Genomic DNA, 13,112 nt, shown 5'->3' on the forward strand with positions numbered 1-13,112 from the left:
CGGCCTCGTACTGGACGTACTTGGGCGATTCGGGCGTGCGTCCAGGCGGGATGCCCGGCGTCGCGCGCCTGGCAAGATCCGCCGGACAGGCCCTAAGGTGATCCGCATGCTGGTAGCCGCCGCCGTGTGCCCCTGTCCGCCGCTGCTCGTCCCCGAGGTCGCCGCCGGGGCCGCGCCCGAGCTGGACGGGCTGCGCGCCGCCTGTGACGAGGCGCTGGCGGCGCTGGTCGCGGCCGGGCCGGAGCTGGTCGTGGTGGTGGGCGCCGGGCCGGAGGCCGAGGTGTGGACCGAGGGCGGGGCCGGGTCCTTCCACCGCTACGGGGTGCCGCTGGTCGCCAAGCTGCCCGGCGGGCGGGTCGAGGGGCCGGAGCTGGCGCCCTCGCTGACCGTCGGGGCCTGGCTGCTGGAGCGCGCCGGGGTGACCGTGCCGACGCACGCCTGCGCGGTGCCCGCGGACGCCCCCGTCGACCGGATGCTCGGCCTCGGCCAGGGCCTGGCCGGGCTGGCCGACAAGGTCGCCCTGCTGGTGCTCGGCGACGGCAGCGCCTGCCGCTCGCTGAAGGCCCCCGGCTACCTGGACGAGCGGGCCGAGGGCTTCGACGCCGGGTTGGCCGCCGCCCTGGGCTCGGCCGACCTGCCCGCCCTGGCGGCCCTGGACCCGGCGCTGGCAGCCGAGCTCAAGGCCGAGGGCCGGGCGCCCTGGCAGGTGCTGGCCGGCGCCGCCGAGGGCGCCGGCCTCACCGCGCGGCTGGGCTACCAGGACGCGCCGTACGGGGTCGGGTACTTCGTGGCGTCCTGGGCGTAGGGCCCGTCTCCGGGCCCCGGCCGGTCAGGACTGCGGGGGCTGGCCCCCGTCGCCCGGCTTCGGCTTGTGGGCGAAGTCGCCCACCGCGCCCTTGGCCTTGTCGGCGCCGTGCTCGATCTTGTCGCTGTACTTGCCCTTGGTCGCCTTGTCGATCGCGCCGCCGGCCTTGTCGACCATCTGGTCGATCTGGTCGCTGTGCTTGCCCGCGAGCTCGCTGGCCTTCTCCTTGAGCTCCTCGGCCTTGCCCTTGAGGTTGTCCATCAGGCCCATGGTGATCTCCTTCGTTCCCTGTCTCCTGCACAACGCACGTGACCGGTCAAGAGTTCGCAAAGCCGGGCCGGGGTGCGGGGCAGGCCGGAGGCAGTCCGGGGAACAGTCACATCCTCGCGCAGTCGGCGGCGGGCGGCAGCCCGGCCCCGGGTGCCGCGACGGTTTGGGAGACTGGAGCGGTGAGCAGCTCCCGTGTGATCAGCATCGTCGGCGCGACCGCCGCCGGAAAGTCCGACCTGGCCGTCGCCATCGCCCGCAGCCTCGGCGGCGAGGTGATCAACACCGACTCGATGCAGCTGTACCGGGGCATGGACATCGGCACAGCCAAGCTGACCGTGGCGGAGCGCGGGGGAGTGCCGCACCACCTGCTGGACGTCTGGGACGTCACCGAGGCCGCCAGCGTCGCCGAGTACCAGCGGCTGGCCCGGGCCGAGATCGACCGGCTGCTCGCCGCCGGGCGCACCCCCGTCCTGGTCGGCGGCTCCGGGCTCTACGTCCGGGCCGCGATCGACGAGATGGAGTTCCCCGGCACCGACCCGCAGGTCCGCGCCCGGCTGGAGGCCGAACTGGAGCAGGACGGCCCGTACGCGCTGCACCGGCGGCTGGCCGGGCTGGACCCGGCGGCCGCCGAGGCGATCCTGACCGGCAACGGGCGCCGGATCGTCCGTGCCCTGGAGGTCATCGAGATCACCGGGCAGCCGTTCACCGCCAACCTGCCGAGCAACACCGCGGTCTACGAGGCGGTGCAGATCGGCGTCGCGGTGTCGCGCCCCGAGCTGGACGAGCGGATCACCCTGCGGGTCGACCGGATGTGGGGGGCCGGACTGCTGGACGAGGTGCGCGCGCTGGAGCGGGTCGGGCTGCGGGAGGGCCGGACCGCCTCCCGGGCGCTCGGCTACCAGCAGGTGCTCGACCACTTCGCCGGGGAGTGCACCGAGGACGAGGCACGGGCCGAGACGGTCCGGGCCACCAAGCGCTTCGCCCGCCGGCAGGAGTCCTGGTTCCGTCGGGACGACCGCATCCACTGGCTCTCCCGCCCGGCCGGGACCGACCCGGTCGAGCTGCTGGAACGCTCCCTGGAACTGATCGGCCGTCAGGGGGTTCCGGCCGCGTAGTCGGGCCCTGGGGTCCGTTCCGGCCAATTCGGCGGTGCAGCTGCGCGCGCAGGCGACCGTGCAGGACGAACCGGGGGTCACGGCCCGATCACGTGATGGCCACGGATCACCCGAGGACCCCGTCAGGCCCCGAACGTCCCCTCTGGACATGCCATCATCGATGCCGTAAGGGTCGGCCCGCGCGGGCCGACCGTGCCCGGCCGCGAGTCCGCTCGTGTCGAACTGTCAGGGGAGGCCGCGTGTCGACGGGTACCGGCCCCGAATCCGGCCAGAGCGGGAGTGTCACCGCACCGGCCGAGGAGTTCGACGAGTCGACCAGGGGCGACCTCCCCGTGCTGACCGGCCTGGAGGCGCCGACCTCGTACGCGGCCGCGGTGCCCGCACTGGACACCCGCACCCCGCCGGACGCCGCCGTGCACGAGCGGGAGATCCGGCCGCTGCGCCGGCTCCGCTGGTGGCAGACCCTGCCGATCGCCCTGCTCGGCACCCTCGGCTCGCTGATGTTCGCCTTCCCGCTCGCCTTCGGCTCGGCCGGGGCGCGGGCCACCATGGTCGGGATGCTCGGGCTGCTGTTCACCGCCGCCTCGTTCGGCTGGGGCGCGATGGCCGCCCGGCACGCCGGCTACAAGTGGCCGGGGCTGCCGCGCCGGGGCTCCGCGCAGCGGGCCGGCTGGAAGGCCATCGCGGTCTACACCCTGATCGCCCTGGCCGCCTGCGCGCTCGCGGTGTGGCGGGTCGCCTACCTGCGCTGAGCCGGGCCCCGGCCTGCCCCGCCGCCGCCCTCAGTACCATCGGTGGGGTGAGCGCATCCTCTTCCCCGCGGGCCGGCCTCCCCTTCTTCAAGGGGCACGGCACCCAGAACGACTTCGTGATCGTGCCCGACCCGGACGGCGTGCTGGAGATCGGCCCGGAGGCCGTCGCCGCGCTGTGCGACCGCCGGGCCGGCATCGGCGGCGACGGGCTGCTGCGCGTGGTGCGCGCGGCCGCCGACCCGGCCGCCGCGGACCAGGCCGACCGGGCCGAGTGGTTCATGGACTACCGCAACTCCGACGGCAGCATCGCCGAGATGTGCGGCAACGGCCTGCGGGTGTTCGCCCGCTTCCTGGTCGAGGCCGGCCTGGCGAAGCCCGGCGGGCTGGCGATCGCCACCCGCTCCGGGGTGCTCACCGCGACGGTCGCCGAGGACGCCGCGGACGGCACGCCCGGCGAGGTCACCGTCGACATGGGCCGGGCGAGGCTGCCCGGGCCGGACGGCATCGAGGTCGCGGTCGGCGAGCGGCGCTGGCCCGCCCTGAACGTCAACATGGGCAACCCGCACGCGGTGGCCTTCGTGGCGAGCCTGGACCACGCCGGGGACCTCTTCACCGCCCCGCTCACCAGCCCCGCGGGCGCCTACCCGGAGGGCGTCAACGTCGAGTTCGTGGTGGACCGCGGCCCGCGGCACGTGGCGATGCGGGTGCACGAGCGCGGCTCGGGCGAGACCCGCTCCTGCGGCACCGGCGCCTGCGCCGTCGCGGTGGCGGCCATCCGCCGGGACGGCGCGGACCCGGCGGTCACCGGCGAGGCGGTCGCCTACACGGTGGACGTGCTGGGCGGCCGGCTGGTCATCACCGAGCACCCGGACGGCCGGGTGGAGATGACCGGTCCGGCGGTGATCGTGGCGGAGGGGCGGATCGACCCGCGCTGGTGGGAGTCGATCGCCCGGGCCTCGTAGCGATGGCCCGGTTTGCCCACTTCGTACGGTGACGAATCCCCCCGATCGGGTGATACCGGTCGCGGACGGGAATCACGGCGTCGCGGAACGTGCTCTGCTCGGTAGCATGGACCACCGGGTCACCCCACGGGGAGGGGCCGCACCCGGCGACGTTGCCGGAGGTGCCGATGACCATCGAAGCCGGGCAGTCCCTCACGGGGCAGCCGACGACCGCACGGCAGGCCGGGGCCAGGAGGCCCCTGGGGGAGCTCGGCCGGGCCGCGCTCGGCCGGGCCGGGCGGGCCGCCCTGCTGGCCACCGGCCGGCCGCCCGTGCCGGACGCCCTGGAACCGCTGGTCCAGGTGCACCGGCGGCACCACCCGCAGGCGGACCTCGCCCTGCTGGCCCGGGCGTACCGGCTGGCCGAGGCCAGCCACCGCGGCCAGAAGCGCAAGAGCGGTGAGCCGTACATCACCCATCCGCTGGCCGTCACCATGATCCTGGCCCAACTCGGCGCCGGGACGACCACCTTGGTCGCCTCGCTGCTCCACGACACCGTCGAGGACACCGAGTTGACGCTGGAGCAGGTGGGCGCCGGGTTCGGGCCCGAAGTCGCCTACCTGGTCGACGGGGTGACCAAACTGGAGAAGGTCGACTTCGGCGCCGCCGCCGAGGCCGAGACCTTCCGCAAGATGCTGGTCGCCACCGGGGACGACGTCCGGGTGATGGTGATCAAGCTCGCCGACCGGCTGCACAACATGCGCACCATCCGGCACATGAAGCCGGCCAGCCAGGTGCGGATCGCCAAGGTCACCCGGGACGTGCTGATCCCGCTGGCCGAGCGGCTCGGCATCCAGGTGCTCAAGGCGGAGCTGGAGGACATCGTCTTCGCCACCCTGCACCCCGAGGAGCACGCCCGCACCCGGGGCCTGATGGCCGGTCACGAGGCCGAGCCGGACGCCCTGCTGGAGCCCTTCGCCCGCCGGCTGGCCCGCCAGCTCGCCGAGACCGGGGTCGCCGCCGAGGTGACGGTACGGCCCCGGCACTGCGTCTCGCTGCACCGGGTGCTGATCAAGCGGGCCGCCGCGCCCGGGCGGGACGGCCGGCCGCAGGAGCCGCAGCCGGCCGACTTCGGGCGGCTGCTGGTGGTGGTCGAGGAGAACGCCGACTGCTACGCGGTGCTCGGCGAGCTGCACACCTGCTGGACGCCGCTGCCCGGGGAGTTCAAGGACTTCGTCGCCGCCCCCAAGTTCAACCTCTACCAGTCGCTGCACACCGCCGTCGCGCTGGACGGCGGCGCGGTGGTCGAGGTGCTGGTGCGGACCCGGCGGATGCACGAGGTGGCCGAGACCGGGGTGGTCGCGCTCGGCGACCCGACCCCGGCCGGTCCGGCCCAGGACACCGACGAACTGGACCGCACCGACCCGGCCCGGCCCGGCTGGCTCAGCCGGCTGCTGGAGTGGCAGCAGGAGACCCCCGACCCGGACGCCTTCTGGTCCGCGCTCACCGCCGACCTGGCCGGGGACCGCGAGATCACCGTGGTGACGGAGAGCGGTGAAACGCTTCAGCTGAGGGCCGGGGCCAGCTGCGTGGACGCCGCCTACCTGCTCGGCGAGGAGACCGGCCACCGATGTATCGGCGCCCGGGTCAACGGCCGGCTCACCGCGCTGTCCACCCCGTTGCAGGACGGGGACGTCCTGGCGGTGCTCACCGAGAGCCTCCCGCCCGGCGGCGGGGCCCAGCCGTCCGGGCCGTCCCCGGAGTGGCTGGCGCACGCCCGCACCCCCGCCGCCCGGCTGGCCATCGAGCGCTGGCTGGCCGACCACCCGGCCCGGCTGCCGGTGGTGCGCACCGGCCCGGCCGGCGGCCAGCCCGCCCCGCCCGCGCACCGGCCCGGCGAGCGCCGCGCCGCCCCCGTCGTGGTGGCCGGCCGGCCCGGGGCGCAGGTGCGGCTGGCCCGCTGCTGCACACCCGTGCCCCCGGACGCGGTGGCCGGCTACCCGATCCGCGGCGGCGCGGTGGCCGTGCACCGCACCGCCTGCCCCGCCGGGCAGCGGCTGCGCGCCGACGGGCGGGCCGAACTGGAGGTCCGCTGGCAGCCCGGGGACGCCCCGGCGGCCGGCCACCGGGTGACCCTGCGGGCCGAGGCGCTGAACCGGCCCCGGCTGCTCGCCGACCTCACCGCGGCGATCTCCGCCGAGGGCGTCGGTATCGTCTCCGCCGAGGTCGAACCGCCGCAGGAGCTGCGGGTCCGGCACACCTACACCGTCGAGCTGCCCGAGCCGGGCGCGCTGCCCGCCCTGATGCGGGCGATGCTCAAGGTTTCCGGGGTGTACGACGTCAGCCGCCCGCACGCCCCCGAGGGGACGCAGACCCGCCACTCCGGTGGAAATGGGGGTGACCGGCCCGCACCGGGCGTGCGACCATCGTGGGGAATTCACGGCCGGTCCACGGCGTTCTCAGGGCACAGGAGCCCCGGTGGGATCCAAGGGACCACGCCGAAGCCATCCAGCGACCAAAGGACAGAATGACCTCCACGTTCGAAGCCCGCGACCACGCCGACGCCCCGCGCCGCCTCGACGGTCTGCGAGCGGAAGCCCTCATGGACGAGGACCTCGCGGCCATCGACGAGGACCTCGGCCACAACTACGACGGCGACCAGTACGACCGCAGTGAGCGCGCCGCCCTGCGCCGTGTCGCCGGCCTCTCCACCGAACTCGAAGACGTCACCGAGGTCGAGTACCGCCAGCTCCGCCTGGAGCGCGTGGTGCTCGTCGGCGTCTGGACGGACGGCACCCTGGAGGAGGCGGAGAACTCGATGGCCGAGCTCGCCGCGCTCGCCGAGACCGCCGGTTCCGAGGTGCTGGACGGCGTCATCCAGCGCCGCGACAAGCCCGACGCGGCCACCTACATCGGCTCCGGCAAGGCCAAGGAGCTGCGCGACATCGTCGCCTCCAGCGGCGCCGACACCGTGGTCTGCGACGGTGAGCTCACCCCCGGCCAGCTGATCCAGCTGGAGGACGTGGTCAAGGTCAAGGTCGTCGACCGGACGGCCCTGATCCTGGACATCTTCGCCCAGCACGCCAAGTCCCGGGAGGGCAAGGCGCAGGTCTCGCTCGCGCAGATGCAGTACATGCTGCCGCGCCTGCGCGGCTGGGGTCAGTCGCTGTCCCGGCAGATGGGTGGCGGTGGCTCCGGCTCCTCGGGCGGCGGCATGGCCACCCGTGGTCCCGGTGAGACCAAGATCGAGACCGACCGGCGCCGGATCCGCGAGAAGATGGCGAAGCTCCGCAAGGAGATCGCCGACATGAAGAAGGGCCGCGACACCAAGCGCCAGGAGCGCAAGCGCCACCAGGTGCCGTCCGTGGCCATCGCCGGCTACACCAACGCCGGCAAGTCCTCCCTGCTCAACCGGCTCACCGGCGCGGGCGTGCTGGTGGAGAACTCGCTGTTCGCCACCCTGGACCCGACCGTGCGCCGGGCCGAGACCCCGAGCGGGCGGCTCTACACCCTGGCGGACACCGTCGGCTTCGTCCGGCACCTGCCGCACCACCTGGTCGAGGCCTTCCGCTCGACCATGGAGGAGGTCGCCGACGCGGACCTCATCCTGCACGTGGTCGACGGCTCGCACCCCGAGCCGGAGACGCAGCTGGCCGCCGTCCGCGAGGTCATCGTCTCGGTCGACGCGCAGAACGTGCCGGAGATCGTGGTGATCAACAAGGCCGACGCCGCCGATCCGCACGTGCTGCAGCGCCTGCTGCGCCGCGAGCCGCACGCCATCGTGGTGTCGGCCCGCAGCGGGGCCGGCATCGAGGAGCTGCTCAGGCTCATCGACGACGAGCTGCCGCGACCGGCCGTCGAGGTGCGGGCCCTGGTGCCCTACACCCAGGGCGCGCTGGTCTCCCGGGTGCACAAGGAGGGCGAGCTGATCGCCACCGAGCACACGGCCGACGGCACGCTGGTGCACGCCAAGGTGCCGGCCGAGCTGGCCGCCGAGCTGGAGTACTTCGCGGTGGCCCTGCAGGGCTGATCGGCGCGTTCCTGCTCGTTCCCGCTCGTCCCCGCTCGTCGGGGTGGCCCCCGGACGTACCGCGTCCGGGGGCTACTTCACGTTCTTGGCGAAGTAGTCGAAGGCCTGCTTGGCCTGGTCCTGGAGGGACGGCCCGGCCCGGTAGCCCGCCGGGCCGCGGCCGCCGAGCGAGCTGACGCTGACCAGGTTGGGCCGGCCGTCCCTGGTGATGAACCAGCCGCCGCCGCCCGCGCCGCCGCCCATGGAGCAGCCGATCGCGTACATCGGCGGGCGGGACCGGTCGAAGGACAGCCGGCCCGGCGGGGCGGGGGAGTCGCAGCGCTCCAGCTCCATGCCGTCGAAGGGCCGCTCCACCGGGTAGCCGAAGACCACCGCCGCGGTGATCTGCTCGCGCGGGGCGTTGAACCAGACCGGGACGGAACCGCCGACCGCCTCCTCCAGGGACGGGCCGGCCGCGGACTCGCCGCGCACCCGGACGATCCCGTAGTCGTACTGGTCGTGGGCGCCGACCCCGCTCTCCTGGAGCCAGGTCGGCGACACCATGGCGCGCACCGCCGTCCACCGGCCGTACGGGGCGGCCTGCTGCTCGTCGTACGGCTTGCCGCGGGCCGCCCGGCCGTCCCGGTTGAAGGCGGGGACGAAGACCAGGTTCTTCACCCAGCCGCCGCCCCTGCCGTCGTGCAGGCAGTGCGCGGCGGTGAGGACCAGGTTGCTGCGGCCCGGGTTGAGCGGGTCGGCGACCACCGTGCCGGAGCAGGCCGCGTCGCCCTGCGGCGTGGTCATCAGCAGCCTGCCGACCACGGCGGAGTCCGGGCCGTACGGGTGGGGCTGCGGCCGGGCCTGGACGACGGCCGGCGGGGCGTCCCGGTCGACGCCGGGGGGTGCGGCGGCGGTCGGGACGTACTCGGGGGTGGGCCGGGCCCTGGCGGCCTCCGTCCGGGCCGCCGTCCAGTAGCCCGGGGGCACCTGGTTGGCGAAGCCGCTGTCGGCGACGTAGCGGGCCCAGTCCTCCAGCTTCCAGCCGCTCAGGTCGCCCAGGCTGGTGGGCGCGGCCTTGGGCAGTGCCGCGGGCGGGGGGGCGGGGGCGGCGGGGCCGTCCGGTGCGCAGGCGGCCGCGGTGAGCGTCAGGGCGGCGAGCAGCGCGGCGCCGGCCGCGGCGGCCCGCCGCCCCCCGGTGCGGGGGGTGCGGCGGGTGGTGCCGGTGGAGTCAGTGGTGCTGGTGGTGCCGGTGGTGCGGGTGGTGCTGATGGTGCGCAAGCTGAGGAGTCCCCCGTGGTGGTGCCGGTCACTGCTTCCTGGAGATCCAGTCCAGGGCCTGCTTGGCGACCGTCTCCAGGTACGGGCCGCTCAGCGAGGTGTGCTCCTGGGTGCCGATCGAGGTGTTGCTGACCAGGGCGGTCCGCCCGTCCGGCATGGTGGCGAACCAGCCGCCGCCGCTGGCGCCCTGGGTCATGTTGCAGCCGATGGTCAGCATGGACGGGCGCTTGGGGTCGAAGGACAGCCGGACGGGCGTGCCGCCGTCGCACTTGTACAGCTCCTGGCCGTCGAACGGCTTGACCAGCGGGTAGCCGGTGGCCGAGACCTTGAGCTGGTCGCGGGGCGCGTCGAACCACACCGGGACGGCCGAACCGACCGTCTCCTCCAGGGACTTGCCGGTGTCGTTCTGGTTGTGCACGCGCATCACGGCGAAGTCGTACTGGTTGGCGGCGTCACCGGTCTGCCCGCCCTCGACCATCCACTGCGGGGAGGTGACGATCTGGTCGGCCCACCAGGTGCCCAGCGGGGCGAGGTCGGACAGCGGGGCCTTCTTGCCGCCGCTGGAGGCGCCCGAGTCGTTGTAGGCGGGGACGAAGACCAGGTTCTTGTAGAAGTCGCCGCCCTTGCCCTCGTGCACGCAGTGGGCCGCCGTCCAGACCAGATTGCTCCTGCCCGGGTGCTGGGGGTCGGCGATCACCGTCGCCGAGCAGTTGCCCCGGCCGCCCTGGGCGGAGAAGAACACCTTCCCGGAGGGCTGCTTGAGGTACGGGCGGGGCACCTGGACGGCCTTGACCACCGGCGGCTCCGGGTCGGTCACGCCGTCGGCGGCGGCCGGCTTGGCGGTCGGCGGCGCCGGGTCGGCGGGCTTGGCGTCGCCCATCTTGTCCGGGTTCCAGAAGTCCTTCACCACCGGGTTGTTGAAGACGTGCTTGGACGCCCACTTGTCCCAGTCGTCGTACTTCCACTTCTTGAGGTCGTCCCAGGTCTTCGGCAGGCCCTCCAGCAGGCTGGTCGGCAGGCCGGACGGCAGGGTGATCCCGCCGATGACGCCGCCGGGGGCGGCGGAGCCGCTCGCGTCCGTGCTGGGCGGCGGTGCGGCGACGGTCCGGTCGGCGCCCGCCGGGCCGTCCGGTCCGCAGGCGCTGACGGCCAGCAGCGTTCCGGCGACCAGTGCGGCGGCCAGGGCTGACCGGTGGATCGGTGGCATCGGTGGGCTTCCCCCTGTACTCGGTCGGACGGTGTCGGGTCGGTCCTCGGTGCGGCGGCCCGCCGCCCTGGAGTCTTCCATCGCCGTGGAGGACGGCGGCGGCCGCCCCCCGGGTTCCGCGACCGCCCGGAGGTCACCGATCCGTGACGCGGAACCGGCCCCGTCGTTGGCACAGCAGGGCCGCCCCGCCCGGTGACGCACTATCCCCGATCTTCACCCGGACGAGTGAGCCGTCCTTGTGATCACCCGTCAGGGATAGGTAACCCTTACCTGACGCGACGGTGCGAGCGCCCGCCGACCCTCTCCACCACCCGCGCGCGTCCGCACCCCCACGCGCACCAAGGAGCAGCCTTGAGCACCGCCCTCACCGGAGCCCCGCCCGTACCGCCGCCCACTGTGCAGCGGGCCGCCTCCGGGCCCGACCCGCTGCTGCACCCCGACCCCGCCGTCGCCGCCGAACAGGCGGCCCTGGAAGCCCTGTTGCGCTGCTGGGCCCGGGAGACCGGGGCCCGCCCCGGGCCGGACGGCCGACTGCGGATCGACGTCCTCGGCGGGGCCGCCCGGCTCACCGCCGCCGTCCGGCACTGGTCGCCCGGCGGCTGGCACCGCTTCGGCCCGGCCACCCTCTCGGCCGGGGACGGCGCCCCGGCGGGAGACGGCGCCGCGGCCCCGGTGGACGCCGTCACCGCCGCCGCCCTGCTCGCCGCCGCGGCCGCCGAACGGCCCGACCCCGGGCAGGTCGCCGACCTCGCCGCCCGGGTCGCCGACTCGGTGGTGCGCACCGCCGAGATCCTCGCCCACCGCCGCACCGCCGCCGAACCCGGCGGGCCGGAACGCTCCGCCTTCCTCGCCGCCGAACAGGCCCTGCTGCTCGGCCACCCCCTGCACCCCACCCCGAAGAGCCGCGACGGCCTCGGACCGGCCCAGAGCGCCGCCTACTCGCCCGAACTCCACGGCTCCTTCCAGGTCCACTGGTACGCCGTCGACCGCGGCCTGCTCGCGGCTGGCTCCGCCGTCGCCGAGAGCGCCGACCGGATCACCGCCGCCCTCCTCGGCGGCCACGCGACCCTGCCGCCCGGCACCGCCGCCCTGCCGCTGCACCCCTGGCAGGCCCGCGAGCTCGCCCACCGCCCGACCGTCGCCGCGCTGCTCGCCGACGGGCTGCTGCACGACCTCGGCCCGGCCGGCGAACCCTGGTACCCCACCTCCTCGGTGCGCACCGTCTACCGGCCCGGCACCCCGTGGATGCTCAAGCTCTCGCTCGGCCTGCGGATCACCAACTCCCGCCGGGAGAACCTGCGCAAGGAACTCCACCGCGGCCTGGAGGTGCACCGGCTGCTGGAGAGCGGCCTCGCCGCCGAGTGGCGGGCCGCCCACCCCGGCTTCGACATCGTCCGCGACCCCGCCTGGATCGGCGTCGACCACCCCGACCTCGGCGACCCCGGCGGGCTGGACACCGTGCTGCGCGCCCAGCCCTTCGGACCGGCCGAACGCGCCCTCTGCGTCGCCGGGTTCGTCGCCGAACAGCCGCGCGGCACCGGCGCCACCGTGCCGTCCGCCCTCGGCGACACCCTGCGCGCGCTCGCCGCCCGCACCGGCCGCCCGCTGCGCACCGTGGCCGCCGAATGGTTCCTGCGCTACCTGGACGCCGTCGTGCTGCCCGTGCTCTGGCTGGACGGCCACGGCGGCATCGCCCTGGAGGCCCACCAGCAGAACAGCATCGTCCTGCTGGACGCCGAGGGCTGGCCCCGCGGCGGCCGCTACCGCGACAACCAGGGCTACTACTACCGGGAGAGCGCCGCCGAGCGGCTCACCGCCCGGCTGCCCGGACTCGGTGAGCAGAGCGACACCTTCCTGCCGGACGACGTCATCGACCACCACTTCGCCTACTACCTCGGCATCAACCACGTGCTCGGCCTGATCGGCGCCTTCGGCTCCCAGGGCCTCGCCGAGGAGACGGTGCTGCTGGCCGGGCTGCGCCGGTTCCTGGCCGGCCCGCGGGCCGCCGCCACCGGCTCCGCCCTGCCCGCCCTGCTGCTGGACGCGCCCACCCTGCCCTGCAAGGCCAACCTGCTCACCCGGATCAACGGCCTCGACGAACTGGTCGGCCCGGTCGCCACCCAGTCCGTGTACGTGGACATCCCCAACCCGGTGGCGGGCGCCTGATGCCCGACGAGCTGCCCGGGTGGGGCGAAGTCCCCACCCCGGCCGGCCGGTTCCGGCTCCGCCCGGTCCGGCTGCCCGACCACCTGGAGCTGCTCACCGGATGGATGAACGACCCCGAGGTCGACGCCTTCTGGGAGCTCGCCGGGCCGCCCGCCGTCACCGAACGGCACGTCCGGGCCCAACTGGACGGCGACGGAAGCAGCCTGCCCTGCCTCGGACTGCTCGACGGCACCCCGATGAGCTACTGGGAGGTCTACCGCGCCGACCTCGACCCGCTCGCCGGGCACTACCCCGCCCGCCCGCACGACACCGGCGTGCACCTGCTGCTCGGCCCGGCCGCCAGTCGCGGCCGCGGCCTCGGCGCCCAGCTGCTGGCCGCCGTCGCCGCCCTCGTGCTGCGCCACCGGCCCGACTGCCAACGGGTGGTGGCCGAACCGGACGTCCGCAACCGGCGCTCGGTCCGGGCCTTCGAACGGGCCGGATTCCGGGCCGCCGCCGAACTCGACCTGCCCGACAAGCGCGCCGCGCTGATGGTGCGCGACCGCGAAGCGCCACTCCCCGCCTAGGAC

General features: G+C 75.0%; 11 protein-coding genes. 8 read left to right on the plus strand and 3 right to left on the minus strand.

All coding sequences use genetic code 11. From position 1 onward, the window contains the following. Positions 1-106 precede the first annotated feature (106 nt). Positions 107-805: a hypothetical protein gene (locus tag ACFXPX_RS28505; RefSeq protein WP_375889376.1), complete on the plus strand. Its 699-nt coding sequence runs from the start codon at positions 107-109 to the stop codon at positions 803-805. 24 nt (positions 806-829) lie between these two features. Here the strand turns inward: ACFXPX_RS28505 and ACFXPX_RS28510 are convergent, their stop codons facing one another. Beyond that, positions 830-1,075 (minus strand): antitoxin, encoded by a 246-nt coding sequence (locus tag ACFXPX_RS28510; protein ID WP_380526486.1) that lies wholly within the window; start codon positions 1,073-1,075, stop codon positions 830-832. Positions 1,076-1,254: 179 nt separating this feature from the next. Between ACFXPX_RS28510 and miaA the strand changes: the two genes are divergently transcribed. The 5 genes from miaA (at position 1,255) to hflX (ending at position 7,913) form a co-directional block, all read left to right on the plus strand. Beyond that, complete coding sequence (gene miaA / locus ACFXPX_RS28515; RefSeq protein WP_380643977.1) at positions 1,255-2,190, plus strand: tRNA (adenosine(37)-N6)-dimethylallyltransferase MiaA; 936 nt, start codon at positions 1,255-1,257, stop codon at positions 2,188-2,190. Positions 2,191-2,429: 239 nt separating this feature from the next. Next, positions 2,430-2,942 carry a hypothetical protein gene (locus ACFXPX_RS28520; RefSeq protein ID WP_375889370.1) on the plus strand — a complete coding sequence of 171 codons (513 nt, stop codon included), beginning with the start codon at positions 2,430-2,432 and terminating at the stop codon, positions 2,940-2,942. A 47-nt stretch (positions 2,943-2,989) separates the two neighbouring features. Then, positions 2,990-3,904 carry a diaminopimelate epimerase gene (gene dapF / locus ACFXPX_RS28525; RefSeq protein WP_375889369.1) on the plus strand — a complete coding sequence of 305 codons (915 nt, stop codon included), beginning with the start codon at positions 2,990-2,992 and terminating at the stop codon, positions 3,902-3,904. 167 nt (positions 3,905-4,071) lie between these two features. Then, positions 4,072-6,414, plus strand: coding sequence for a RelA/SpoT family protein (locus ACFXPX_RS28530; RefSeq protein ID WP_375889366.1), 2,343 nt, complete (start codon positions 4,072-4,074; stop codon positions 6,412-6,414). Beyond that, positions 6,411-7,913 carry a GTPase HflX gene (gene hflX / locus ACFXPX_RS28535; RefSeq protein ID WP_375889364.1) on the plus strand — a complete coding sequence of 501 codons (1,503 nt, stop codon included), beginning with the start codon at positions 6,411-6,413 and terminating at the stop codon, positions 7,911-7,913. Before ACFXPX_RS28530 ends, hflX begins: the two co-directional genes overlap by 4 nt. 72 nt (positions 7,914-7,985) lie before the next feature. Here hflX and ACFXPX_RS28540 read toward each other — a convergent pair whose 3' ends face one another. Together ACFXPX_RS28540 and ACFXPX_RS28545 are read right to left on the minus strand one after the other, a co-directional pair. Further along, entirely contained in the window at positions 7,986-9,170 is a 1,185-nt protein-coding gene (locus ACFXPX_RS28540) for a trypsin-like serine peptidase (protein ID WP_380590469.1), read from the minus strand. 28 nt (positions 9,171-9,198) lie between these two features. Continuing rightward, positions 9,199-10,377: a trypsin-like serine peptidase gene (locus ACFXPX_RS28545; RefSeq protein WP_380643978.1), complete on the minus strand. Its 1,179-nt coding sequence runs from the start codon at positions 10,375-10,377 to the stop codon at positions 9,199-9,201. Between the two features lie 255 nt (positions 10,378-10,632). On the opposite strand from ACFXPX_RS28545, the gene ACFXPX_RS28550 reads away from it, so the two are divergent. Together ACFXPX_RS28550 and ACFXPX_RS28555 are read left to right on the plus strand one after the other, a co-directional pair. After that, complete coding sequence (locus ACFXPX_RS28550; protein WP_375889465.1) at positions 10,633-12,543, plus strand: IucA/IucC family protein; 1,911 nt, start codon at positions 10,633-10,635, stop codon at positions 12,541-12,543. Continuing rightward, a complete protein-coding gene (locus tag ACFXPX_RS28555; RefSeq protein ID WP_380643987.1) occupies positions 12,435-13,109 on the plus strand; it encodes a GNAT family N-acetyltransferase in 675 nt (224 codons plus the stop codon). The genes ACFXPX_RS28550 and ACFXPX_RS28555 overlap by 109 nt, the downstream gene beginning before the upstream one ends. Positions 13,110-13,112: the final 3 nt, after the last annotated feature.

The organism is Kitasatospora sp. NPDC059146 (genome assembly GCF_042786665.1).
Classification (GTDB): domain Bacteria; phylum Actinomycetota; class Actinomycetes; order Streptomycetales; family Streptomycetaceae; genus Kitasatospora.

Excerpts from the sequence above, each read along its gene's own strand:
- ACFXPX_RS28505 (WP_375889376.1), top strand. The coding sequence starts at position 107 with ATGCTGGTAGCCGCCGCCGTGTGCCCCTGTCCGCCGCTGCTCGTCCCC.
- hflX (WP_375889364.1), top strand. The coding sequence starts at position 6,411 with ATGACCTCCACGTTCGAAGCCCGCGACCACGCCGACGCCCCGCGCCGC.
- ACFXPX_RS28530 (WP_375889366.1), top strand. The coding sequence starts at position 4,072 with ATGACCATCGAAGCCGGGCAGTCCCTCACGGGGCAGCCGACGACCGCA.
- ACFXPX_RS28510 (WP_380526486.1), bottom strand. The coding sequence starts at position 1,075 with ATGGGCCTGATGGACAACCTCAAGGGCAAGGCCGAGGAGCTCAAGGAG.
- ACFXPX_RS28545 (WP_380643978.1), bottom strand. The coding sequence starts at position 10,377 with ATGCCACCGATCCACCGGTCAGCCCTGGCCGCCGCACTGGTCGCCGGA.